Origin of the sequence: Gordonia spumicola (assembly GCF_009932475.1) — a bacterium.
In the GTDB taxonomy this organism is placed as follows: domain Bacteria; phylum Actinomycetota; class Actinomycetes; order Mycobacteriales; family Mycobacteriaceae; genus Gordonia; species Gordonia spumicola.
The window spans coordinates 693,488-716,592 of the sequence record NZ_BJOV01000005.1 but is presented as its reverse complement, the minus strand read 5'-3'; the positions used below and the strand labels follow the sequence as shown (position 1 = coordinate 716,592).

21 protein-coding genes are annotated in these 23,105 nt (G+C 69.3%); 8 read left to right on the top strand and 13 right to left on the bottom strand.

The window, feature by feature from the left end:
* Positions 1–59 precede the first annotated feature (59 nt).
* A complete protein-coding gene (locus GYB83_RS14600; RefSeq protein WP_161896161.1) occupies positions 60–1,955 on the bottom strand; it encodes an AAA family ATPase in 1,896 nt (631 codons plus the stop codon).
* Positions 1,956–1,971: 16 nt separating this feature from the next.
* Positions 1,972–3,534 (bottom strand): malate dehydrogenase (quinone), encoded by a 1,563-nt coding sequence (mqo, locus tag GYB83_RS14595; protein ID WP_228461490.1) that lies wholly within the window; start codon positions 3,532–3,534, stop codon positions 1,972–1,974.
* A gap of 102 nt (positions 3,535–3,636) precedes the next feature.
* On the opposite strand from mqo, the gene GYB83_RS14590 reads away from it, so the two are divergent.
* The 4 genes from GYB83_RS14590 to GYB83_RS14575 are packed head-to-tail and all read left to right on the top strand — an operon-like array spanning position 3,637 to position 6,996.
* Positions 3,637–4,635 (top strand): alpha/beta hydrolase, encoded by a 999-nt coding sequence (locus GYB83_RS14590; RefSeq protein ID WP_161896160.1) that lies wholly within the window; start codon positions 3,637–3,639, stop codon positions 4,633–4,635.
* Entirely contained in the window at positions 4,632–6,026 is a 1,395-nt protein-coding gene (gene mtr, locus GYB83_RS14585) for a mycothione reductase (RefSeq protein WP_161896159.1), read from the top strand. The genes GYB83_RS14590 and mtr overlap by 4 nt, the downstream gene beginning before the upstream one ends.
* Entirely contained in the window at positions 6,023–6,676 is a 654-nt protein-coding gene (locus GYB83_RS14580) for a maleylpyruvate isomerase N-terminal domain-containing protein (protein WP_161896158.1), read from the top strand. The genes mtr and GYB83_RS14580 overlap by 4 nt, the downstream gene beginning before the upstream one ends.
* A 26-nt stretch (positions 6,677–6,702) precedes the next feature.
* Positions 6,703–6,996, top strand: a complete 294-nt coding sequence (locus GYB83_RS14575) for a hypothetical protein (protein WP_161896157.1) — start codon at positions 6,703–6,705, stop codon at positions 6,994–6,996.
* Here the strand turns inward: GYB83_RS14575 and GYB83_RS14570 are convergent.
* The 3 genes from GYB83_RS14570 to map form a co-directional block, all read right to left on the bottom strand.
* Positions 6,990–7,817 carry an alpha/beta fold hydrolase gene (locus GYB83_RS14570; RefSeq protein WP_161896156.1) on the bottom strand — a complete coding sequence of 276 codons (828 nt, stop codon included), beginning with the start codon at positions 7,815–7,817 and terminating at the stop codon, positions 6,990–6,992. The two genes, GYB83_RS14575 and GYB83_RS14570, sit on opposite strands and share 7 nt — an antisense overlap.
* Positions 7,786–9,342 (bottom strand): cobyric acid synthase, encoded by a 1,557-nt coding sequence (locus GYB83_RS14565; RefSeq protein ID WP_161896155.1) that lies wholly within the window; start codon positions 9,340–9,342, stop codon positions 7,786–7,788. The genes GYB83_RS14570 and GYB83_RS14565 overlap by 32 nt, the downstream gene beginning before the upstream one ends.
* 77 nt (positions 9,343–9,419) lie before the next feature.
* Positions 9,420–10,283 (bottom strand): type I methionyl aminopeptidase, encoded by an 864-nt coding sequence (map, locus tag GYB83_RS14560; protein WP_161896154.1) that lies wholly within the window; start codon positions 10,281–10,283, stop codon positions 9,420–9,422.
* Between the two features lie 87 nt (positions 10,284–10,370).
* On the opposite strand from map, the gene GYB83_RS14555 reads away from it, so the two are divergent.
* Genes GYB83_RS14555 through GYB83_RS14545 form a run of 3 tightly spaced genes read left to right on the top strand, consistent with a single transcriptional unit; the run spans position 10,371 to position 13,175 of the window.
* On the top strand, positions 10,371–11,378 hold the full coding sequence (locus GYB83_RS14555; protein WP_161896153.1) for a heme/hemin ABC transporter substrate-binding protein: 1,008 nt from the start codon (positions 10,371–10,373) through the stop codon (positions 11,376–11,378).
* Positions 11,371–12,411, top strand: a complete 1,041-nt coding sequence (locus GYB83_RS14550) for a FecCD family ABC transporter permease (RefSeq protein ID WP_161896152.1) — start codon at positions 11,371–11,373, stop codon at positions 12,409–12,411. Before GYB83_RS14555 ends, GYB83_RS14550 begins: the two co-directional genes overlap by 8 nt.
* Positions 12,408–13,175: a heme ABC transporter ATP-binding protein gene (locus tag GYB83_RS14545; protein ID WP_161896151.1), complete on the top strand. Its 768-nt coding sequence runs from the start codon at positions 12,408–12,410 to the stop codon at positions 13,173–13,175. Before GYB83_RS14550 ends, GYB83_RS14545 begins: the two co-directional genes overlap by 4 nt.
* Before the next feature lie 10 nt (positions 13,176–13,185).
* Here the strand turns inward: GYB83_RS14545 and GYB83_RS14540 are convergent, their stop codons facing one another.
* The 6 genes from GYB83_RS14540 to dxr form a co-directional block, all read right to left on the bottom strand.
* The gene (locus GYB83_RS14540; RefSeq protein ID WP_161896150.1) at positions 13,186–13,623 is read right to left on the bottom strand and encodes a hypothetical protein; all 438 of its coding nucleotides are present in this window, start codon (positions 13,621–13,623) and stop codon (positions 13,186–13,188) included.
* Positions 13,624–14,007: 384 nt separating this feature from the next.
* Entirely contained in the window at positions 14,008–15,813 is a 1,806-nt protein-coding gene (locus GYB83_RS14535; protein ID WP_161896149.1) for a penicillin-binding transpeptidase domain-containing protein, read from the bottom strand.
* A gap of 19 nt (positions 15,814–15,832) precedes the next feature.
* Positions 15,833–16,669 (bottom strand): GNAT family N-acetyltransferase, encoded by an 837-nt coding sequence (locus tag GYB83_RS14530; RefSeq protein ID WP_161896148.1) that lies wholly within the window; start codon positions 16,667–16,669, stop codon positions 15,833–15,835.
* Between the two features lie 32 nt (positions 16,670–16,701).
* A complete protein-coding gene (gene ispG, locus GYB83_RS14525; protein WP_161896147.1) occupies positions 16,702–17,856 on the bottom strand; it encodes a flavodoxin-dependent (E)-4-hydroxy-3-methylbut-2-enyl-diphosphate synthase in 1,155 nt (384 codons plus the stop codon).
* Between the two features lie 42 nt (positions 17,857–17,898).
* Positions 17,899–19,107, bottom strand: a complete 1,209-nt coding sequence (locus GYB83_RS14520) for a M50 family metallopeptidase (RefSeq protein WP_161896146.1) — start codon at positions 19,105–19,107, stop codon at positions 17,899–17,901.
* Positions 19,108–19,134: 27 nt separating this feature from the next.
* A complete protein-coding gene (gene dxr, locus GYB83_RS14515; RefSeq protein ID WP_161896145.1) occupies positions 19,135–20,295 on the bottom strand; it encodes a 1-deoxy-D-xylulose-5-phosphate reductoisomerase in 1,161 nt (386 codons plus the stop codon).
* A 90-nt stretch (positions 20,296–20,385) separates the two neighbouring features.
* On the opposite strand from dxr, the gene GYB83_RS14510 reads away from it, so the two are divergent.
* Entirely contained in the window at positions 20,386–20,649 is a 264-nt protein-coding gene (locus tag GYB83_RS14510; RefSeq protein ID WP_161896144.1) for a DUF2631 domain-containing protein, read from the top strand.
* Positions 20,650–20,710: 61 nt separating this feature from the next.
* On the opposite strand, the gene rlmN is transcribed toward GYB83_RS14510, so the two are convergent.
* Positions 20,711–21,817 carry a dual-specificity RNA methyltransferase RlmN gene (rlmN, locus tag GYB83_RS14505; protein WP_161896143.1) on the bottom strand — a complete coding sequence of 369 codons (1,107 nt, stop codon included), beginning with the start codon at positions 21,815–21,817 and terminating at the stop codon, positions 20,711–20,713.
* Positions 21,818–21,853: 36 nt separating this feature from the next.
* On the bottom strand, positions 21,854–23,104 hold the full coding sequence (locus GYB83_RS14500; RefSeq protein ID WP_161896142.1) for an arginine deiminase: 1,251 nt from the start codon (positions 23,102–23,104) through the stop codon (positions 21,854–21,856).
* Position 23,105 lies beyond the last annotated feature (1 nt).

The window sequence follows — 23,105 nt, the reverse complement described above, 5'->3', positions numbered from 1 at the left end:
ATCGGCGGGGCTTCCGCTGATAGTGACCAGATGCCGGTAACGATCGGCGGAGATCTCCGTCAGGCCGCGCCGCGCACTCGGGCGGCGAGCCCGGTGTCGGTGAGTTCGTCGAGCCGGACGTGCTCGGCGCCCAGTCTCTGTGCGAGGGCGACGGCCGTGCCGAGCCGGACGAAGCCCTGCTCGCAGTCGATCACCACGCTGGTCACTCGCCTGCGCGCCACCTCGTCGGCGGCCGCGTCGGCTCGATGTGCGGCGTCGCGCCCGCCGGTCGCCCGACCGTCGGTCAGGACCACCAGCAGGGGTCGACGCTGCGGGTCCGTGCGACGCGAGCGGTCGATCACGTCGACGCTGCGGGCGAACCCCTCGGCGAGCGGAGTCCGACCGCCGGTGCGGACCTGCGCGAGGCGTGTCACCGCCAGATCGACGGACCTGGTCGGCGGGACCGCGACGTACGCGTCCGTGCCCGCGGCGACGACGACGGCCACTCGGTCGCGGCGGGTGTACGAATCGCGAAGCATCTCGACGCACGCGTCGCGGACCGCGGTCAGCCTGGCGCGCGCCGTCATCGAGCCCGACAGGTCGACGAGGAAGACCACGAGGTTCGACTCGGTGCCGATCCGCTGCGATCCGCGCAGGTCTGCGGGCAGCAGCGTCGGCATTCCGGCCCCGGATGCGCGGCGCGCGGCGGACAGGACCGTGGCGAACAGATGCACCCCGGCGCCGTCGCCGAATTCCACGTCGCGGACCGTCGCTCCCCTGGAGCTACGCGCGCGCGACCGACGCCCGGCGTCGCCGTCGCCGATCCCCTCGGCGCGGAAGGTCTGCACCCGGGACTGACCACCCGGGGGTCGCGCACCGAACTGCGGTCCCCGCGATCCGCCGCCCGACGGCGGCGGATCGTCGTCGGGGTCGGGGGTCTCCGACGTCTCGACTGCGCTCGACGAACCGGAAGGGTCGCCCGACGGTCCGGAAGGGTCGCCCGACGGTTCGGAAGGATCGCTCGACGGTTCGGACGGGTCATTGGACGAGCCTGCGGCTTCGTCGCCCGCGTCGAGGGCGTCGTCGAGCTGCTGCTGCGTCATCGACGACTCGTCGAACGGGTTGCGGCGTCGGCGGTGTGGGAGGGCGAGTTCGGCCGCGACTCGGACGTCGTCCTCGGTGACCCTCGACGATCCGCGCCACGCGGCGTGGGCGGCCGCGGTCCGGGCCATCACGATGTCCCCGCGGAGCCCGTCGACGTCGAGATGCGCGCAGATGCCCGCGATGCGACGCAGTTCGGTCACCGGCACGTCGACGTCGGCCAACGTCCGGCGCGCCGCGGAGATCCGGGCCGCGAGGTCCGCCTCCGCGGCGCCGAACGAGTCCGCGAATTCGGCGGGGTCGGCGTCGAACGCCATCCGCGCGGTGACGATCGCGACACGCTCGTCCACATCGCGCGGCCCCGCGACGTCGACGACCAGCCCGAACCGGTCGAGGAGCTGCGGACGCAACTCCCCTTCCTCCGGATTCATCGTTCCGACGAGCACGAACGCGGCGGATTGTGTGTGGGACACGCCGTCCCGTTCGACGGTCACCCGGCCGCTCGCCGCCGCGTCCAGCAGGACGTCGACGAGATGATCGGACAGCAGGTTCACCTCGTCGATGTACAGCACGCCGCCGTCGGCCTGCGCGAGCAGTCCCGGCGTGAAGTGCGCCTGCCCGTCGCGGAGCACCCGCGTGAGATCGAGGGAGCCGACGACGCGGTCCTCGGTGGCGCCGATCGGCAGTTCGACGACGCGCGACGTCGACCCGATCAACGGTCCGAGGCCGCGGACGATGGTCGACTTCGCGGTGCCCTTCTCCCCGCGGATCAGCACGCCGCCGATCCCCGGCGAGACCGCGGACAGGATCAGCGCGAGCTTGAGCCGATCCTGTCCGACGACGGCGCTGAACGGGTACCGCGTGGATTCGGTCACTGGGACACGCCCCGGGTCAGTCGTTGGCGGAGGCAGTCAGCTGCAGGCTGCGGTTGGTCCAGTCCCACACCTGGTGGTAGAGGTCCGCGTTGTCGTTCAGCTTCTGACCGTACGACGGGATCATCTCGGTGAGCTTGCTCTTCCAGCCGTCGAAGTGCGCGGTGAAGCACTTCTCGAGCACCGAGATCATCGCGGGGACGGCCGTCGACGCGCCGGGCGACGCGCCGAGCAGACCGGCCATCGAGCCGTCGGCCGAGGTGACGACCGCGGTGCCGAACTCGAGGCTGCCGCCGACGCCGGTCTTGCGGATCACCTGGACGCGCTGGCCCGCGGTGATCAGCTCCCAGTCGTCGCCGACCGCGAGAGGCGCGAAGTCGGCCAAGGTGTTGACGCGGTCCGCACGGCTCGCGGCGAGCTCGGAGATCAGGTACTTCAGGAGACCGAACTCCTGCGGTGCGATCGACATCATCGGAAGCAGGTTGCTCGGCTTCACCGACTTCGGGAGGTCGAGGACGCCGCCGGTCTTCAGGAACTTCGGCGACCAACCCGCGTACGGGCCGAACAGCAGGCCCTTCTCGTGATTGATGACGCGGGTGTCCAGGTGCGGAACCGACATCGGCGGTGCTCCGACGGCCGCCTGGCCGTACACCTTCGCCGAATGCTGAGCGATGATCTCGGGGTTGGTGCAGCGGAAGAACTCACCGCTGACCGGGAAGCCGCCGAAGCCCTTGGCCTCCTTGATACCCGACTTCTGCAGGAGGCCGAGGGCCCCGCCACCCGCGCCGACGAAGACGAAACGCGCCTCGACGCGGAGCTTCTCGCCGCTGCGGGTGTTGCGGATCTTGATGACCCAGCTGCCGTCGGACTGCTTGGAGAGGTTGCGGACCTCGTGACCGAAGTACAGGTCGGCGTCGCGGCCGACGTAGTTCAGGAGCTGCTGCGTCAGCGCGCCGAAGTCGACGTCGGTGCCCTCGGTGAACCAGTTGAGGCCGACCGGGTCGGAGTAGTCGCGTCCCGCGCCCATCAGCGGCAGGCGCTCGGCGAACGTCGCGTCGTCGTCGATGAACTCCATGCCCTCGAAGAGGGTCTGGCTCGACAGCGCCGCGTGACGCTTGCGGAGGAACTCGACGCCGTCGGCTCCGTGGCAGAAGCTCACGTGCGGGATCGGGTTGATGAACTCGTCCGGCGCTCCGAGCACGCCGTTGTCGACTCCGTGCGCCCAGAACTGACGCGACATCTGGAACTGCTCGTTGATCGTGAGCGCCTTGGTGATGTCGATCTCGCCGTCGGCGCCCGCCGGGGTGTAGTTGAGCTCGCACAGCGCCGAGTGGCCGGTGCCCGCGTTGTTCCACGGGTCCGAGCTCTCGGCGGCGGCGGCGTCGAGACGCTCGAACAGGCTGATCGACCAGGTGGGTTCCAGCTGGCGGATGAGCGCGCCAAGCGTCGCGCTCATGATGCCTGCGCCGATCAACGCCACGTCCGTCTTGATGACCTTCTGCGCCACGCTGCTGCTCTCCTCCGCCGTCGGGGTCGATTCCACGTCGACCCCACCGGTGGCGCCGACTCGTATGAGAGTCATTGTTCACCATCGATCGTTGACACGTGGCACCGGTGCTGCCAAGTGTGTCGAGTCCGACACGGCCCGACGGCGTCTTCGACGACCAGGCCCTACAGTGACAGGGTGACCACCGACTGGCGCCCCGACGACTTCCTCGAGGGCTACGAAGTCCGAACCCTGCCCCTCGCGAACGATCCCGACGGCGAGGACCCGATCGTCGCGAGCCTCGTCCGCAAACCCGGAGCGGTGAACGCGGCCCGCGGGGCGGTCCTCTACATCCACGGCTTCACCGACTACTTCTTCCAGACCGAGCTCGCCGACTTCTTCCACGATCGCGGATACGCGTTCTACGCCCTCGACCTCCGCAAATGCGGACGGTCGCTGAACGAACACCATCATCCGCACTACACAAGCGACCTCGCCCACTACGACGAGGAGCTGAACCTCGCGCTCGACATCGCGACCGACGAGGTCAGCGCGGCGGGCGGAACACCGCAGGTGATCGTCGTCGCCCACTCCACCGGCGGACTCATCGCACCGCTGTGGCTCGACAGGCTGCGCACCGCCGACCCCGAACGTCACGGACACGTGATCGGTCTGGCCCTCAACAGTCCGTGGCTCGACCTGCAGGGCGAGGCCATCCTGCGGTCCACGCCGACCTACGCGCTGGTCTCGGCGATCGGCTCGTTCCGCGGCATGGCCGCGTTCCCGCGCACTATGTCGTCGTCGTACGGCGACAGCCTGCACTCCGACGTCCACGGCGAGTGGACGTACGACCTGGTCCGCAAACCGCTCGGCGGCTTCCCGACGACCTTCGGTTGGCTGGCCGCCGTCCGAGCCGGCCAGTACAAGGTGCACGCGGGCCTGGACGTCGGCGTCCCGACGCTGGTGCTGCGGTCGGACAAGACGTCGTTCCGCGGGCGATTCGACGAGTCGGTCGTCGTCTCCGACTGCGTGCTCGACGTGCGACAGATCGCACAGTGGGCCGGATGTCTGGGGCGCAGGGTCCTGTCGGTCGCGGTGACCGACGCCAAACATGACGTGTTCTTGTCGATCCCGGAGGCGCGCGCCCGCGCGTACGCCGAGGTCGACGCCTGGATGGAGAGCGAGTTCGAGAAGTGAGCACACCGCAGAAGGTCGACCTGGCGATCATCGGAACCGGCAGCGGCAATTCGATCCCCGACGAACGGTACGACGACATGTCGATCGCGATCTTCGAGGAGAACCTGTTCGGCGGCACCTGCCTGAACGTCGGCTGCATACCGACGAAGATGTTCGTCTACGCCGCCGACGTCGCCGAGGCCGCCCGCACCGCGGGCCGATACGGAGTGGACGCGAGCGTGAACGGCGTCGACTGGCAGGCGATCGTCGCCCGCGTCTTCGGCCGTATCGACCCGATCACCACGGGCGGCCGCGAGTACCGCGTCGACCGGTGCCCCACCATCACGGTCTACGAGAGCCACGTGCGATTCGACGGCGTCGACGACGAGCGATACCGCCTGGTCACCGATGCGGGCGACGTCGTTCTGGCGTCGCAGGTGATCATCGCGGCGGGCGCGCGCTCGGCCGTGCCCGATGTGATCGCCGAGTCCGGCGTCCGGTACTACACGAACAACGACGTGATGCGGCTGCCCACCTTGCCGAAGCGCATGGCGATCGTCGGCAGCGGATACATCGCGTCCGAGTTCGCGCACGTGTTCTCCGCGCTCGGCGTCGAGGTGTCGGTGATCGCCCGCGGCCCGCGCCTGCTTCGCCCGATGGACGACGACATCAGCTCGCGGTTCACCGAGGTCGCGTCCGAGCAGTGGGACGTCCGACTGAACACGCAGGTGACCGGCGCTGCGACCCTCGAGGACGGGACCGTCCGGCTCGCCTTCGGCGACGGGACGACACTCGACGCCGACGCCCTGCTGGTGGCGACCGGCCGCATCCCCAACGGCGACCTGCTGTCGCTGGAGTCGATCGGCGTCGACCTCACCGACGACGGTCGGGTGCCCGTCGACGAGCACGGCCGCACCCCGGCGCGCGGCGTCTGGTCGCTCGGCGACGTCAGCTCGCCGTACCAGCTCAAGCACGTGGCGAACCACGAGCAGCGAGTGGTCCAGGGGAACGTCCTGCGTGGGTGGGAGTCGACCGAACTGGAGTCGTTCGATCACCGCTTCGTCCCCGCCGCGGTGTTCACGCACCCCCAGATCGCGAGCGTCGGTCTCACCGAAGCCCACGCTCGCGAGCGCGGACTGGACATCACGGTCAAGGTCCAGGCGTACGGCGACGTGGCCTACGGCTGGGCGATGGAGGACACTGTCGGCTTCTGCAAACTGATCGCCGAACGTGGCACCGGACGCCTCCTCGGCGCCCATCTGATGGGTGCGCAGGCGTCGTCGATCATCCAACCGGTGATCCAGGCGATGAGCTTCGGCCTGTCGGCCCGCGACATGGCCCGCGGACAGTATTGGATCCATCCCGCGCTCCCCGAGGTCCTGGAGAACGCCCTGCTCGGACTCGAATTGTGAGCCTGCACGATCCGGCGTCCGTGCGGGAGTGGTACGCCGACGCCGCGGCCGCGTTCGTCGACGCCGTCGACCGGGTGCCCGCGTCGACGCTGGATCGCCCCGCCCTCGGCGAGTGGAGCATGAGGTCGCTGGTCGGCCACACGTGCCGGTCGGCGTTCACGACCATCGAGATGTACGCGGCGGCCGCGCGTGCGCGCATCGACTCCGGCGGGGAACTCGGCGTGACGCACGAGAGTCCCGCGTCGTACTTCCACGCCGCGCTCGACTCGGTGACCGATCCGGCTGCCGTGACCGCCGCCGGTGTGCGGGCCGGGATCGATCTCGGCGACGACCCGCTCGATCACGCGCACGATCTCGCCGCTCGCGGGGTCGCGCTGGTCGACGCGCTGCCCGACGACGCCGTCCTGTTGACGCCCGTCGGCGCGATCGCCGCGCCGGACTACCTCGCGACGCGCGCGTTCGAGCTGAGCGTCCACACCCTCGACGTCGTCGACGCCGCGGAGCTCGAGGCGCCGGCCCTTCTCCCGGGGTGCGCCCGGCGAGCGGCGGCCTTCGCCGCGTCGCTGACCCGCGACGACGACGTGTACACGCTCGTGCGCGGGATCCTCGGCCGAGGCGCGCTCCCCGACGGATTCACCTGCCTGCGCTGACCGGCGGCCACGACTACAATGCGACGATGACCAACCCCTCCGCAGGTGTGGAAGTCCTCGGCGCGAACGGCGAGTCGATCGTGTTCGACGGTGTGACCGTTGCGAAGTTCAAGCACCACGGCAAGGAGGAGACGGCGCGCAACCCGATCTCCACCTTCCGCGACGTGACGGTCAAGGAGAAGACCTCGCTCTTCGGCAAGCCCAAGAGCCCGCGCGAGTTCGAGGTCCTGCTCGCGATGTCGTCGTTCATGGCGCTGACCGTCGACGAGCGCGGCAAGGCCCAGATCGACGAACTGGTGGCCCGCCTCCGCGCTCAGTAGAGCGCGGAGCGGAGCGAGATCTCGCTGGCGACCGCCTGTGCGGCCTTCTGCGGTACCCAATGGTCGACGCCGGAGACCAGCGAGAAACGGTAGTCGCCGTACACGTGACGGCCGCTGAACTCGGCCTGCTCGCGTCCGAGGGCGGTGTCGCCGTCGCTCCACACCATGGTCGTGGGGATCTCGACGGGCGGACACGCCAAGGCCGCCGCGACGTCGCCGGTGAAGTTGGCGCGGTACCAGTTAAGCGGCCCGGTCAGTGCGCCCGGCTCGAGCAACGGCGCCACCTCATCGGCCGTGACGCCGTGTTCACGGAGACGACGGCCCGCGTCCTCGGTGAGGAGGTCCTCGGCCTTCGACGTCACGAACGTCTTGATGTACGACGACCGTTCGCGCTGGTCCGACCCGGCTTCGAGGGCCTCCCGCATCGCGGACGGGTGACCGGTGCTGACCGCGACGAGCCCGGTGAACCGTTCCGGATGCTTGGCCGCCAGGTGCCACGCGACGATTCCGCCCCAGTCGTGGCCGACGATCATCGAGTACGCGATGTTGAGGTGCCCGAGCACACCGAGCACGTCGCCGACGAGCTTCTCGAGCCGGTAGTCCTCGACGTTCGGCGGTCGCGCCCCCGGGCTGTATCCGCGCTGGTCGATGGTGACGGTCCGCAGTCCGGCCTCGTGCAGGCGCGGGACGACCCCGTCCCAGCAGCGCGAGTCGACGGGGAAGCCGTGCAGCAGCACGACCCACGGGCCGCGCGCGGGGCCGCTCAGCTTCACATCGAAGGTCAGGCCGTCATGGTCGACTTGTCGGTGCTCGGTGTTCACTCAGCCAGGATAGGACGGACGGCATCGGATCGGTGCCCGCCTCGAGCAATCTGTGCACAGCTCTCATGTCGAGGTGTTCTGTGACGAGGTCGGCAATCGCGTCGAGTTGCCGTTCCCGCACCCGCGCAGCCGACACGTCCGACGCGGGCACAAAACCTGCGCGACCCACCTCGGCCGCGATGCGCGACAGGAACGTCCGGCGCGCGTCGTCGCCGTCGAGCAGACCGTGACAGTGGGTCCCGACGACCGCGCCGCGTCGAGCGCCTTCGGGTCCGGTCTCGTCGTCGACGAGCCACGTGTCCTCGGTGCTGCGGACGACCACGCCGTGGTGGATCTCGTAGCCGGTGACCCTCGACCCGCGTCCGTCGTGCCCGCCGAACCGGCGCAGCGTCTTCGCCTGCCGGAACTCGATGTCGACGTCGAGCAGACCGAGGCCCGCGACCTCGCCGAGCCCCGATTCGACAGGATCGACGATCCGCCTGCACAGCATCTGGAATCCGCCGCATATCCCGAGCACCGGCAGTCCTCGGTGCGCGCGTTCGACGACCGCGTCGGCCAGTCCCCGCGATCGCATCCACCCGAGGTCGGCGACGGTGGCACGCGTTCCGGGCACGACGACGAGGTCGGCGACGCGGACCGCGGACGGGTCGTCCACCCAGGTCACGTCGACGTCGGGTTCGCAGGCGAGGGCTTCGACGTCGGTGGTGTTGGACGTGCGCGGCAGGCGGATCGCGGCTACCCGCAGTCGCGGCCGGCCGGTGTGCGCGACGGGCCCGCCGACCCGTCGGCCCACGGGTGAGGCGAGTGAGTCCTCGGCGTCGATCCAGAGGTCGTCGGCGAACGGCAGCACCCCCAGGGTCGGACGGCCGGTGCGCGCGCGGAGGGTGTCCAGGCCGGGAGCGAGGAGTCCGGGATCGCCGCGGAACTTGTTGATCACGAATCCGGCGACGAGCGCCTGGTCGGCCGGTTCGAGCAGGGCCAGGGTGCCGAACAGGTGGGCGAGGGATCCACCGCGGTCGATGTCGGTGACGAGCAGGACCGGGAGGTCGGCGGCGCGGGCCAGTCCCATGTTCGCGATGTCGGTGGCGCGCAGGTTCACTTCGGCGATCGACCCGGCGCCTTCGCAGATCACGACGTCGACGTCGCGCCGCAGCGAGGCGAGTTCGTCGGCGACGACGTGCGCCAGCTCGGCTCGACGCGCGTGATAGTCCGCGGCGCCGACGTCGCCGTACGGGCGGCCCCGCACGATCACATGCGATCGCCGGTCGCTTCCCGGTTTGAGGAGCACCGGATTGAACCGGGTGTCGGGCTCGAGGCCGCACGCGGCGGCCTGCAGCGCCTGCGCCCGCCCGATCTCCCCGCCGTCCAGCGTGACCGCGGAGTTGTTCGACATGTTCTGGGCCTTGAACGGCGCGACGCGCACGCCCTCTCTGGCAAGTGCACGGCACAGCCCGGCGACGATCAGGCTCTTGCCCGCGTCGCTGGACGTGCCGCCCACCAGCAGGGCTCCATTGAGGTCAGGCATGAGTGCCGATCGGTGTCGCAACTTTGGTGACGTTTCTCCCCTCCGTACGACGGAAACGTCACCAACGTTGAGCGGGGTCAGGCGTCGGGCAGCGTGAGGATCTCGGAGCCGGTCTCGGTGACGACCAGCGTGTGCTCGAACTGCGCGGTCCACTTGCGGTCGGCGGTGACAACGGTCCAATCGTCGTCCCACATCTCCCAGTCGTGGCCGCCGAGGTTGATCATCGGCTCGATGGTGAAGACCATGCCCGGCTCGAGGACGGTGCTGACATTCGGCTCGTCGTAATGCAGGACGACGAGGCCGTTGTGGAACGTCTCGCCGATGCCGTGACCGGTGAAGTCGCGCACCACCGAGTACCCGAAGCGGCTGGCATACGACTCGATGACACGACCGACCACGTTGAGCGCACGACCGGGCTTGACCGCCTTGATCGCTCGTTCGGTCGCGATGCGGGTGCGGTCGACGAGATCGCGGACCTCCTGGGAGACGTCGCCCGCGAGGAAGGTGGCGTTCGTGTCGCCGTGCACGCCGTCCTTGAACGCGGTGACGTCGATGTTGACGATGTCTCCGTCCTGGACGACCGTCGAGTCCGGGATGCCGTGGCAGATCACCTCGTTGAGCGAGGTGCAGCACGACTTCGGGAAGCCCTTGTACCCGAGCGTCGACGGGTACGCGCCGTGATCGAGCATGTACTCGTGGGCGATCCGGTCGAGTTCGGCCGTCGTGACGCCGGGAGCCACCGCGCGCCCGGCCTCGGCGAGCGCGTTGGCGGCGATCGTCGACGCCACCCGCATCTTCTCGATGGTCTCCGGCGTCTGAACCCAGGGTTCGCTCCCCTCCGCAACGGTGTCCTTCCACACGTACTCGGGCCGCTCGATCGCATCGGGCACGGACAGGACGGGCGCGACGACGCCGGGGACGAGAGGGGCACGAACAGTCATGGCGTCGATTGTTCCATGCCGACCGAAGTCCCCCCGGATTCGCCCGACACACGAGAGGTAAGGTATTCCTAACAGTCGTATTCGTCCATGTCAGACAAGGCGGTTCCAGTGATCGGTCGTTCGCGGGTGGGCGCTGCCTTCATGGCCGCGCTACTGGTCGCCGTGGCCGGATGCAGTACCGCCCCGATCGAGACCGACGCGGCCAAGGCCGCGAAGCTCACGGCGTCCCTGCGCACCGGACCGTCGACGGCGACCCTCCCTACCAACGACATCGTCCCGGTGGTGACCGATCCGGCCGCATCCGCCAAGGCCGACCGGATCGTCGCGATCGATCGCAACGGGACCCTCGGCGCGATCGTCTTCTCGCTCGGGCTCGGTTCACATGTGGTCGGGCGCGACAAGTCGACCACGTTCCCCGCCGCTCGCGCGGTGCCGGTGGTCACCGACGCCGGTCATGCGATCAACACCGAGCGGGTTCTCGACACCGCGCCGACGATCGTGTTGACGGGCACCGACAGCAATCCGGCCGGCGCGGTCGACGCGTTGCGTCGGGCGGGACTCGACGTGGTGCAGTTCTCGTCGGAGCGGTCGGTCGCGAGCACACCTGGCCTGATCCGTTCGGTCGCCGCCGCCCTCGGCGTGCCCGATGCGGGCGAGAGGCTCGTCGCTCGGACGCAGGCGCAGATCGCGGAGGCGCAACGCACGATCCCCGATCTTCCAAGCAAGCCGAAGATCGCGTTCCTGTACATCCGGGGCGAATACCTGCTGCTCCTGGCCGGTCCCGGATCGGGAGCCGACGACCTCATCGATCATCTCGGCGGCGTGGACGCCGGGACGGCGTCGGGACTGACTGCGGCGTTCACGACGGTGAGCGCCGAGAACCTGATGGCGGCCGACCCGGACGTGATCCTGGTGATGACGCAGGGCGCGGAGTCGGTCGGCGGCATGGACAAGGTGCTCGCACTCCCGGCGATCGCGCAGACGAACGCCGGACGGTCCAAGCGGATCGTCGAGATGGACGAGACCCAGATCCTCATGTTCGGTCCCGACACCGGTCTGGTGATGGGCGCGTTGGCGAAGGCGATCTATGCGTGAACTCGTCCGCGGCCGGACCCTGTGGGTCTTGGCCGGTCTCCTCGTCGCGTTGATCGTGATCGTCGTCGTGTCGGCGGGCACGGGAGCCGTGCACGTCTCCCCCGCCGAGGTGCTCGGCTCGGTGGCCCACCACTGGCATGTGAACATCGGTCCGCTGCCGAGCCACCCGAACGGCGAAACCGCGCTCTGGGTGACGCGCTTCCCGCGCATCGTCCTCGGACTGTTCGTCGGCGTCGCGCTCGGAGCCGCGGGCTGCCTCCTGCAGGGCATGCTGGCGAATCCGCTCGCCGAACCCGGCATCATCGGCATCTCGTCCGGCGCGGCCATCGGGGCGTGCCTGATGATCGTCATCGGCGGGACCGGAACCAACGGGTGGGCGGTCGCCGGGGCGGCTGCGGTGTTCGGCCTGCTCACCACGTTCGCCGTGTACACGTTGTCGATGCGCGACGGCGCGTCATCGACGATCATGCTGGTGCTGACGGGCATCGCGGTGAACGCCTTCGCTCTCGGCGTCATCGCCTACCTCACGTACGTCGCGAGCACCGCCGCCCGCGAACAGATCGTGTTCTGGCAGTTGGGGTCGCTCGCGGGCAACGCCTCGTGGAGCCAGATCAAGATCGTCGCCCCCCTGGTGATCGCCGGTGTGGCGGGCGGCATGGCGCTGGTGCGCAAGCTCGATCTGCTCGCGCTCGGCGAAGTGCAGGCCGCCTCGCTCGGCGTGAACGTCGAGGTCGTCCGACGTCAGGTGATCGTGCTGGTCGCGATCCTGACCGCGGCCGCCGTGGCGTTCACCGGCATTCTGATGTTCGTCGGCCTCATCGTCCCCCACGTGATGCGACTGCTCGTCGGCCCGCGGCACGCCGTGCTCCTGCCCGCGAGCGCGTTGGGCGGCGCGTTCGTCGTCGCGGCCGCCGATCTGGCGGCGCGCACCCTCACCGCGGGTGAACTGCCGCTCGGCATGCTGACCTCGCTCATCGGTGGGCCGGTGTTCTTCCTCCTGCTGCGCCGCAAGAGTTCGGGGGTGGCGATGTGACCGGGATCCGGGTGCGCGACGTCAGCGTCGAGCTCGGCCGCAGGCGGGTGGTGTCCGACGTCGACCTCGACGTGTCATCGGGCGAGATCGTCGCGCTCGTCGGCCCCAACGGCTGCGGCAAGTCGACGCTGCTGTCGGTGGTCTCGGGCGTCCGTGCGCCCGCGGCCGGGCAGGTCATGATCGGCGGCGACGACGTCCGCGATCTCGATCCCCGACTCCTCGCCCGCAGGCGGGCGCTCGTGACGCAGACCAATCGCGTCGACACGCCGTTCACCGTCCGCGAAGTGGTCGAGATGGGCCGCTACCCGTGGACGCGTACGCCCGACGCCGCACGATCGGCCGAGGTCATCGACGAGGCCGTCGAGGCCTGCGAACTCGGCGACCTCCTCGACCGACAGTTCTCGCAGCTGTCCGGTGGACAGCAGGCCCGCGTCAGCCTGGCCCGTGCCCTCGCCCAGGACACCCCGGTCCTCCTGCTCGACGAACCGACCGCCGCGCTCGACATCGGCCACAGCGAGCACGTTCTCACGATCCTCGCCGACCGTGCAGCGGCGGGCGTCGCCGTTCTGCTCGTGGTCCACGATCTGTCGTCGGCCGCGGCGTACGCCGACCGTGTCGCCGTCATGAAGGCCGGCGAGATCCTTGCCTGCGGCCGGGTCCGCGACGTCATGACGGCCGAACTCCTCACCGAGACGTACGACCATCCGGTCCTCGTCGTCGATCACCCCGACACGGGCGAACTGCTCATCGTCCCGCGCCGCTGACGCCTCAGCGTCAGCTGTGCTGGCGACGCACGACCAGGAGCGCACCACCCGCGGCCGCGAGCACGACAGCGGCCAGCAATGTCAGCCACAGACCGAACCCGACGCTGACACTGACGTCGGCGAGACCGCTCGGTGCGTTGCCCTGGATGTCGACGATGTCGATGATCGCGATGAGCGCGGAGATCACCCCGGCCACCACCGCACCGATTCCGGCCGCCAACGGCAGCGCCGGCTGCTTGGCCGTCAGGAACACCGCCGAGCCGGCGATACCGCCGGCGATGAGCGCGAGCACCAGTGTGAAGACGCCGTCCCGACCGTCGGTCGTGCCGCTCACCGTCTGGCTGAACGGTCCCGCTTCGACCGACGCCCACGGAAGGAACGCCGCGATCAGCAACACGACGGACGCACCGACGACTCCCCAGAGGATGGGGACCAGCTTCGGGTTCACGGCCGCGCCCACAGCCCCGCCGAAAGGAGGATTCTACTGACCGAACTGTGGCGGGTTCTGCGGAACGCCGTACTGCGGAGGCTGAGCCTGACCGTACGGGGGCTGGCCGGTGTGGGGTTGCCGGGGTTGTCCGTATTGGGGTTGCTGCGGTGCGCCGTACTGGGGTTGCCCGTACGGAGGTTGTTGGGTCGCCCCGTACTGGGGCGGCTGAGGATTGTCTCGGTAGTCGGGGTTCTGCCCGGGATACCCCGGATTCGGGCCGGTCATCGTCGCCTCGTTCCCTGTCGTCGCGTCTCGGATGAGACTCCCACAGCGTAGTTCCGGCGCAACCGTTCAGACGACGATTACGCCCGATCACCTTCGAATCGCGACGGGCCCCGACCGTCAGGGCCGATAGTCGGCGGGGACGCGGGACAGGAAGTCGCGGGTCACAGCGACGGCCGATTCCGATCCGCCGCCGAGGACGATGAGGGTGGCGAACGCGATGTCGCCGCGGTACCCGGCGAACCAGGCGTGCGACCCGCCGTTCACCTCGGCCTCACCGGTCTTGCCGTACACCTCGCCTTGATCGGCGATCGCGGATGCGGTGCCCGAGGTGACGACCGCACGCATCATCGTCCGCAATCGCGCGTAGACGCTCGCGTCCAGGTCGATGGACGGCCCCACGACGGTCGTGTCGCGGTCGTTGATCAGCTGCGGGACCGGCCGGTGCCCGGTGGCCGCGGTCCCCGCGACGATCGCCATGCCGAGCGGACTGGCGAGCACCGTGCCCTGCCCGAAGCCGTCCTCGCTGCGACGCACGAGATCCGGCTCGATCGGGACCGACCCGGACTTCGAGTCGATGCCGGCGATCGTGTACTGCGAGCCGAGTCCCATCGCGGTGGCCGCGTGTGCGAGGTCGGACGGCCCCATCCGGCTCGCGAGATCGGCGAAGGTCGTGTTGCACGACGCCGCGAACGCCTGCCGCAGCGTCACCTGGCCCAACGAGAAACCGTCGTAGTTGGGGATCGTGCGCTCCCCGATCGTGATCTCGCCGGGGCACTGCACCTGGGCCTCGGGGTCGCTCAACCTGCCGTTCATCGCGGCCGCGGACGTCACCATCTTGAATGTCGAGCCCGGCGGGAACTGGCCCGCGGCCGCGGGGAAACCGGCCCGATCGGCGTCGCCGTTCTGCGCGATCGCGAGGATCTTTCCGGTGGACGCGCTGATCGCGACCGTCATCGCCTGCTTGCCCTGGACGGCGTTCACCGCGTTCTGGGCGGCGTCCTGCACGGTCCGCGACAGCGTCAACGCCACGGCGGGCGCGGGCACGCTGGCATGGTCGAAGACGATGTCGGCGACCAGACCGTTCGCGTTCACTACCGACACCCGCCAGCCCGCCGTGCCGATGATCTCGGAGCCGACGGCGTTCTTGACCCGAGCGAGGACGGCCGACGCGAAACCCGGGTCGCGGGGCAGCAGGACCGACTCGTCGCGCAGCACGATGCCGGGCAGCGCGAGCCGATCGCGCAGGGCGGAGGCGTCCGCCGCGGACAGCGTGCCTACCGGCATCGGGTCCGCGCTCGCCGTGCCCTGCTCGGCGAGCCGCTGAGCCGACAATCCTGGAACGAACGGGCCCATCACCTCGACCAGCCGGGTCGCCGGGCCGATCACGTCGCCCGCGGCCGCCGCCGCGTGGCCGTCGAAGCTGACGGCCGTGACGGTGCCGTTCACCATCACCTCGGTGCCGTCCGACTCGTTGACCGACGCGCGTGGCGGGCTCAGATCCCCGACCGCGAGGTGCTGGTCGGCGCCGAGTCTCGGGTGGATCGCGGTGGACGTCCACCGGACCGACCAGCCGTCGTCGCTGCGACCCATCGACAGCGTCGCCGGGTACTCCCACGTCCGGCCGCCCGAGAGCGTCCACGTGTAGGTGACGTCGACGTCGGCGACGTCGTGATCGACGCGCACGCGCCCCGTCCGCGCCGTCAACGACTGCGCCTCGAGACCGTCCCACGTCTGCGACATCGCGCGAGTCGCGGCGTCCGGATTCGTCGTGGCGTCCGACGCGGCCGCGAAGTCGCGGGTGGCGAACGCGTCGACGAAGACGTTCGCCGCGTCGCGCGGACCGTCGGCTTCCGACGAGCACGACACGACTCCGACCACCATCGCCAGCGCGCAGCACAGCGCGATCACCCGTCGCAGAATCATCGACTCCGAGACTATCGAGTCAGTCCACGAGCACGGTCGCGAAGGTCCCGACCTGTGAGAAGCCGACCCGCTGGTAGGTGGCCCTGGCGGACGAGTTGAAACTGTTGACGTACAGGCTCGCTATGCGACCCTGCCGAGCGATCGCCGCAGCGACCGCCGCGGTGCCCGTCGAGCCGATCCCACGACCGCGCCAGTCCGGATCGACCCACACGCCCTGGATCTGGCCCACCCGACGCGACATGGACCCGATCTCGGCCTTGTAGACCACCCGGTCGCCGTCGAACCGCGCGAACACTCGGCGCGCGGAGATCAACGCGGCCAGCCTGCGACGGTACGACGCCCCGCCGTCCACCTCGCACGGGTCGACGCCGACCTCCCCGCGGAACATCTCCACCGCGGCCGGGAAGTAGTTGTCGAGGTCGGTGGGGACGACGAGCCGCACCAACGGGTCGGGATCGATCGCGGGCATGCCGCTCAACGCCAGGAGCGGCTGGTCCGGACGGATCTCGCGCGGTTCGCCCCAGGTCGGCTGGAGCCGTTGCCACAGTCCGAGCGCCAGATCGACGTGACCGACCACCGATGTGCACGTGCGTCGGGCGGCGAGCGCGCGGCCCGCGAAGTCGTCGAGGTCGGCGTCGTCGCCCGCGAGCGGCATCAGGTTGGCTCCGGAGAAGCACAGGGACTGCTCCGGTGTCGACGCGCTCCACATCTCGCCGCCGAGGAACCTCGGCGACATCCCGTACGCCTCGACGCGGGCCGCGACCATGCACGACGCGACGGGATCGCGGTCGAGCGCGCGCGTGACCGCTTCGGTGTCACGCGCCCCCAACGGGCGCCCGCCAAGCAGTCGCAGCACGTCCGGCCCTTTCGAATGTCTTCTCGCGCGCCTCAGCTGACAGAGACGACGGGTGATCCCGTCCCAGTGTCCCCCGACTCCTCGGCGATACGCAGCGCTTCGGCGATCAAGGTCTCGACGATCTGCGCCTCGGGGACGGTCTTGACGACTTCGCCCTTGATGAAGATCTGCCCCTTGCCGTTGCCGGACGCGACGCCGAGGTCGGCTTCGCGCGCTTCACCCGGACCGTTCACGACGCATCCCATGACGGCCACGCGCAGCGGGACCTCGAGTCCTTCCAGGCCCGCCGACACTTCGTTGGCGAGCTTGTAGACGTCCACCTGCGCACGGCCGCACGACGGGCACGATACGATCTCCAGCTTTCGGGGACGCAGGTTGAGCGACTGCAGGATCGCGTCGCCGACCTTGATCTCCTCGGCGGGCGGCGCCGACAGGGACACGCGGATGGTGTCGCCGATGCCCTCCGACAGCAGCGACCCGAAAGCCACAGCCGACTTGATCGTGCCCTGGAACGACGGCCCGGCCTCGGTGACGCCGAGGTGCAGCGGGTAGTCGCTCTGCGCGGCCAGCTGCCGGTACGCCTCGACCATGATCACCGGATCGTTGTGCTTCACCGAGATCTTGATGTCGCCGAACCCGTGCTCCTCGAACAGGCTCGCCTCCCAGAGGGCCGACTCGACGAGAGCCTCCGGCGTCGCCTTGCCGTACTTCTTGAGGAGACGGGGATCGAGCGAGCCCGCGTTGACACCGATGCGGATCGGGATCCCGGCGTCGCCCGCGGCCTTCGCGACCTCCTTGACGCGGCCGTCGAACTCCTTGATGTTGCCGGGGTTGACGCGGACGGCGGCACAGCCCGCGTCGATGGCGGCGAAGATGTACTTGGGCTGAAAGTGGATGTCGGCGATGACCGGGATCTTCGACTTCTTCGCGATGACGGCGAGCGCGTCGGCGTCCTCCTGGCGCGGGCAGGCCACGCGGACGATGTCACAGCCGGACGCGGTGAGCTCGGCGATCTGCTGCAGCGTCGAGTTCACGTCGTGCGTCTTGGTGGTGCACATCGACTGCACCGAGATCGGATGGTCGCTGCCCACTCCGACCGATCCGACCTGGATCTGACGGGTCGTGCGGCGCGGCGCGAGAACAGGCGGAGGTCCGGCAGGCATTCCCAGCCCGATCACATCAGTCATGGCCTCGAGTCTACCGACTCGGCTCACCGTGAAATGCAGTCGTCAGCCGAGCCGGATCGGGTTGATGATGTCGGCCGTCACGGTCAGGATCATGAAGGCGCCCATCACGGCGACGACCGCATAGGTCAGCGGGAGCAGCTTCACATAGTCGACGGGCGGCGCGTCGCGCTTGCCGACTGCGCGACGCAGCAGGTTGCGGACCTTCTCGTACAGCGCGATCGCCATGTGCCCGCCGTCGAGCGGAAGCAGCGGCACCAGATTGAACGCGCCGAGGAAGAAGTTGATGCTCAGCAGCAGCAGGAAGAAGACGTTCCACAGACCCATCTCGACAACCTCACCACCGATGCGGGACGCGCCGACCACGCTCATCGGACTGTCCACGGCGCGCTCCCCACCGGTGACCGCAGTCCACAGCGACCCAATCTTTGTCGGTAGGGAGGCAAGCGACTTCACGGTCTCTACGATCATGTCTCCGGTGAAAGAGATCGCACCTCCCCAGACGGACCCGATGTCGTAGTGATTGTCGAGCGTGTTGTCTAGTGTCACCCCGATCGCGCCGACCGTGACGGGCGTCAGCGTGCCGTCCGTGTTCTTCGCCATGCGCTGGACTTGGGACACCGGGATCGTCACGTCGGTGCGCTCCCCGTCGCGCTCGACAGTCAGGACGGTGGAACCCTGCACGTCGCGGACCTTCTCGATCATGTCGGACGAGTCGGAGATCGACGCACCGTCGACGGCGACGATCTGGTCCCCGACCCGAAGGCCGGCCTGTGCGGCAGGCGCCGCGCCCGTGCACGGCACCGGTTTGCCCGCGGCGTCGGTCGTCGGCGCGACACACGAGATCTGCGCGGCGTGGACCGGTTTGTCACCGAGGACGGGCAGGCCCCAACCGAGCGCGAGGATGACGATCAGGACGAAGCCGAGGATGAAGTTCTGGACAGGCCCGGCGATGAGGACGACGAGCCGTTTCCATGTGGCCTGCTTGTACATGGCGCGCGGCTGGTCGATCACCGACATCTCGTCGTGCGGCGTCATGCCCGCGATGTCGCAGAACCCGCCGAGCGGGATCGCCTTGAGTCCGTATTCGGTCTCACCGACGCGGGTGGACCACACGGTGGGGCCGAAGCCGACGAAGAAGCGACGGACCTTCATGCCCGTCGCCTTCGCGGCCACATGATGGCCCAACTCGTGCCATGCGATGGAGATCAGCAGCGCGAGGGCGAACGCCACCACGCCGAGCACGTAACTCACTCGGTTCCACTCCAGTCGTGTGAAGGACTACGAGGCAGCAGCAACCAGTTCGGCAGCGCGTTCGCGTGCCCACCGGTCCGCCGCCAGGACGTCGTCCAGGGTACCCGGCCGCGCCGACCACTGATCCGCGCCCGCGAGGACGTCTCCGATGACACCGACGATCCGAGGGAACGAGATGCGCCCGGCGAAGAACCCGTCGGCGGCGACCTCGTTGGCCGCGTTGTACACGGCGGTCAGGCTTCCACCCCGCGTCCCCGCCTCCCGCGCGAGCGAGATCGCCGGGAAGACGGCGTCGTCGACGGGTTCGAACGTCCACGCGGCGGCCTCCGACCAGCTCAGCGGCGTGGAACTCCCCGGAACCCGGTCCGGCCAGCCGAGCGCGAGCGCGATCGGGAGCTTCATGCTGGGCGGCGACGCCTTCGCGATGGTCGCCCCGTCCACGAACGTGACCATCGAGTGCACGATCGACTGCGGGTGCACGGTCACGTCGATCCGGTCGTACGGGACGTCGAACAGCAGATGCGCCTCGATCACTTCGAGCGCCTTGTTCACGAGTGTCGCCGAGTTCAGCGTGATCATCGGACCCATCGACCAGGTGGGATGCTTGCCCGCCTGCTCCGGCGTGACGTGCGCGACCTGATCGGCGGTCCAGCCGCGGAACGGTCCGCCCGACGCGGTCAGCACCAGGCGGTCCACTTCGCTCGCCGATCCGCCGCGCAGGCACTGCGCGATGGCCGAGTGCTCGGAGTCGACGGGGACGATCTGGCCCGGCGCGGCGGCGTCCAGCACCAACGACCCACCGGCCACCAGCGACTCCTTGTTCGCCAGGGCCAGACGGGCCCCCGATTCGAGGGCGGCCAGGCTCGGGCGGAGTCCGATGGCTCCGACGACGCCGTTGAGCACCACGTCGGCCTCGGCTGTCTCGATGAGCCAGACCATCGCGTCGTCGCCCGCCAGCACACCCGAGCCGAGCCGGTCCGCGAGCGCCCCTGCGGCGGCGGCATCGGCCACCGCGGTCCGCGACGCGGGGAGCCCGGTCGCGGCGACCTGCCGTTCGAGCAGGTCGAGGTTGCCGCCACCCGCGCCGAGGCCGACGACCTCGAACCGCTCGGGATGCTCGGCGATCACTTCCAGGGCCTGGGTTCCGATGGATCCGGTCGAACCGAGGATCAGCACACGTGTGGTCACCCCGCCATTGTCGCGCACCGAGTGCCGACCGCGTCACCGGCTCGGGTTATGCTGTAGCCCAACTACTACCGGCTGTCATAAGGAGTGGACGTGGCAAGTACTGAGGTCCAGGCGATCGATACCGGCTGGGTCCGCGAACCGGCCGACGCACCGTCGGCCCGCTTCGGCTGGCACGGCACCGCACCGCGCACGTACGCGATCGCGGCATTCATCTCGGGTCTGATCTGCCTCGCGATGCTGAAGGGCAATCACCACGGCCATGTCGAGGACATCTACCTCATCGTGATCGCGGTCGGCCTGATCGGCTTCGCGGGCTACAAGATGATCCCCAAGAAGGGTGCGTGGCGACGCTAGACGCCCCCTGAACGACGAACGGCCGCCCACCTCTCGCAGGTGGGCGGCCGTTTCTCGTGGATCAGCGTTCGTCGGCTGCGAGCTGGCCGCAGGCGGCGGCGATCTCCTGGCCGCGGGTGTCGCGGACCGTGCAGGAGATGCCCTGTTCGCGGACCCGGCGGACGAATTCGTCCTGTACGTCGCGGGGGCTCGCGTCCCATTCCGACCCCGGCGTCGGATTCAGCGGGATGAGATTCACGTGGGCGAGCGAACCGAGCGAGCGGCGCAGCTTCTCCCCCAGCATGTCGGCGCGCCACGGCTGGTCGTTCACGTCGCGGATGAGGGCGTACTCGATCGACACGCGGCGGCCCGTCTTGTCCGCGTAGTAGCGGGCCGCGGACAGCACCTCGGCCACCGACCAGCGGTTGTTCACCGGGACGAGGGTGTCGCGCAGCTCGTCGTCGGGCGTGTGCAGCGAGACGGCGAGCGTCACCGAGAAGCCCTCGTCCGCCAGCTTGCGGATCGCGGGCGCCAGACCCACCGTCGACACCGTGACGTGCCGCTGTGAGATGCCGAAACCCTCGGGGGCGGGCGAGGTGATCTTGCGCACGGCGTCGACGACTCGCTTGTAGTTGGCGAGCGGCTCCCCCATCCCCATGAAGACGATGTTCGACAGTCGGCCGGGTTCACCGAGGTCGCCGTCGCGGGTGGCGCGCGCGGCGGCCCTGACCTGGTCGACGATCTCCGCCGTCGACAGGTTGCGGTCGAGGCCGCCCTGGCCGGTGGCGCAGAACGGGCACGCCATGCCGCAGCCCGCCTGCGATGAGATGCACAGCGTGGTCCGGTCCGAGTACCGCATCAGGACCGACTCCAACAGCGTCCCGTCGTGCAGTCGCCACAGCGTCTTGCGGGTGGAGTCGTCGTCGCACGCCACGTGACGGACCGGTGTCATCAGCGTCGGGAACAACGCCTCGCCGACGGCCTCGCGCTTGTCCGCGGGCAGGTCGGTCATCTCGGTGACGTCGCCGGTCAGGCGGCCGTAGTACTGCTTCGCGAGCTGGTTCGCACGGAACTTCGGGAGTCCGAGACCGGTGACGGCCTCGATCCGACCGGCCTCGTCGAGGTCCGCGAAGTGCCTGGGCGGAAGCCCGCGTTTGGGCGCGTCGAAAACGAGAGGCAGAGACGTCATGCCGTCCATTCTCTCACGTCGTTCCGGGCGCCCGGATCACGCGGGAAGCGGGTCCCTGATGATCGGGCACGTCATGCAGTGTCCGCCGCCCCGGCCACGGCCCAGTTCGGCTCCGACGATCGTGATCACCTCCACGCCCTCCTTCCGCAGGAGCGCGTTCGTGTACGTGTTCCGGTCGTATGCGAAGACGACACCCGGTTCGACGGCCACCAGATTGTTCCCGCTGTCCCACTGCTGCCGCTCGGACGCGTACTCGCTGCCGCCTGCCTCGACGACGCGCAGCACGTCGAGACCGAGCGCCTTGCGGACCACCTCGACGAAGTGCTCGGACTCTTCGATCACGTCGAGACCGACGGCGTTGTCGGACGGCACGATCGTGAACGGCACGATCGAGTCGACGATCTTCGGGTACACGGTGACCAGGTCGCGGTCGGCGAACGTGAACACCGTGTCCAGGTGCATCGCCGACCGCAGTTTCGGCATCCCCGCGACGATCACCTTCGTCACGTCGCCCGCGGCGAACAGTTCCAGTGCGACCTGGGTGATCGCCTGGCGCGAGGTCCGCTCGCTCATCCCGATCAGCACCACGCCGTCGCCGGGCACCAGGACGTCGCCGCCCTCGATCGTCGCCGCGCCCCAGTGCTTCTCCGGATCACCCCAGCGGACCGGCGAGCCGACGAAGTCGGGGTGGAACTCGTAGACGGCCTTCATCAGCAGCGTCTCGTCGTGGCGGGCGGGCCAGTACAGCGGGTTCAACGTGACGCCGCCGTAGATCCAGCACGTGGTGTCCCGGGTGTACAGCGTGTTCGGCAGCGGCGGCATCAGGTATTCGTTGACGCCCGCCGACTCCCGTGCCAGCGACACGTATCCGGGCCGCAGGTCGGCGGGCAGGTCGCGGGTCGACATGCCGCCGATCAGCAGGTCGGCCAGTTCGCGCGAGCCGAGCCCGTCCAGGTACGAACGCGTCTCGGCGACCAGGCCGACGCCGACCTCGTTCGGCACGATCTTGCGGTCGAGCAGCCACGAGCGGGCGGCCGGATCGGCGACGGTGTCGGCGAGCACGTTGTGCAGTTCGACGACGTCGACGCCGCGGTCGCGCATCTTGTTCATGAAGTCGAAGTGGTCGCGTTTGGCGTTCTGGACCCACAGGACGTCGTCGAACAGCAGGTCGTCGGAGTTCGTCGGGGTGAGCCGCTCGTGTGCGAGTCCCGGCGCGCAGACGAGGACCTTGCGGAGTGTGCCGACTTCGGAGTGCACACCGTAGGCGGTCGACGGGTTGTCGGTCATG

What these genes read in the sequence shown, in the direction of transcription:
- mqo (WP_228461490.1), bottom strand. Translation starts at nt 3,534, where the DNA reads ATGACTCTCATACGAGTCGGCGCCACCGGTGGGGTCGACGTGGAATCG.
- GYB83_RS14575 (WP_161896157.1), top strand. Translation starts at nt 6,703, where the DNA reads ATGACCAACCCCTCCGCAGGTGTGGAAGTCCTCGGCGCGAACGGCGAG.
- GYB83_RS14565 (WP_161896155.1), bottom strand. Translation starts at nt 9,342, where the DNA reads ATGCCTGACCTCAATGGAGCCCTGCTGGTGGGCGGCACGTCCAGCGAC.
- map (WP_161896154.1), bottom strand. Translation starts at nt 10,283, where the DNA reads ATGACTGTTCGTGCCCCTCTCGTCCCCGGCGTCGTCGCGCCCGTCCTG.
- GYB83_RS14555 (WP_161896153.1), top strand. Translation starts at nt 10,371, where the DNA reads ATGTCAGACAAGGCGGTTCCAGTGATCGGTCGTTCGCGGGTGGGCGCT.
- GYB83_RS14550 (WP_161896152.1), top strand. Translation starts at nt 11,371, where the DNA reads ATGCGTGAACTCGTCCGCGGCCGGACCCTGTGGGTCTTGGCCGGTCTC.
- GYB83_RS14535 (WP_161896149.1), bottom strand. Translation starts at nt 15,813, where the DNA reads ATGATTCTGCGACGGGTGATCGCGCTGTGCTGCGCGCTGGCGATGGTG.
- ispG (WP_161896147.1), bottom strand. Translation starts at nt 17,856, where the DNA reads ATGACTGATGTGATCGGGCTGGGAATGCCTGCCGGACCTCCGCCTGTT.
- rlmN (WP_161896143.1), bottom strand. Translation starts at nt 21,817, where the DNA reads ATGACGTCTCTGCCTCTCGTTTTCGACGCGCCCAAACGCGGGCTTCCG.
- GYB83_RS14500 (WP_161896142.1), bottom strand. Translation starts at nt 23,104, where the DNA reads ATGACCGACAACCCGTCGACCGCCTACGGTGTGCACTCCGAAGTCGGC.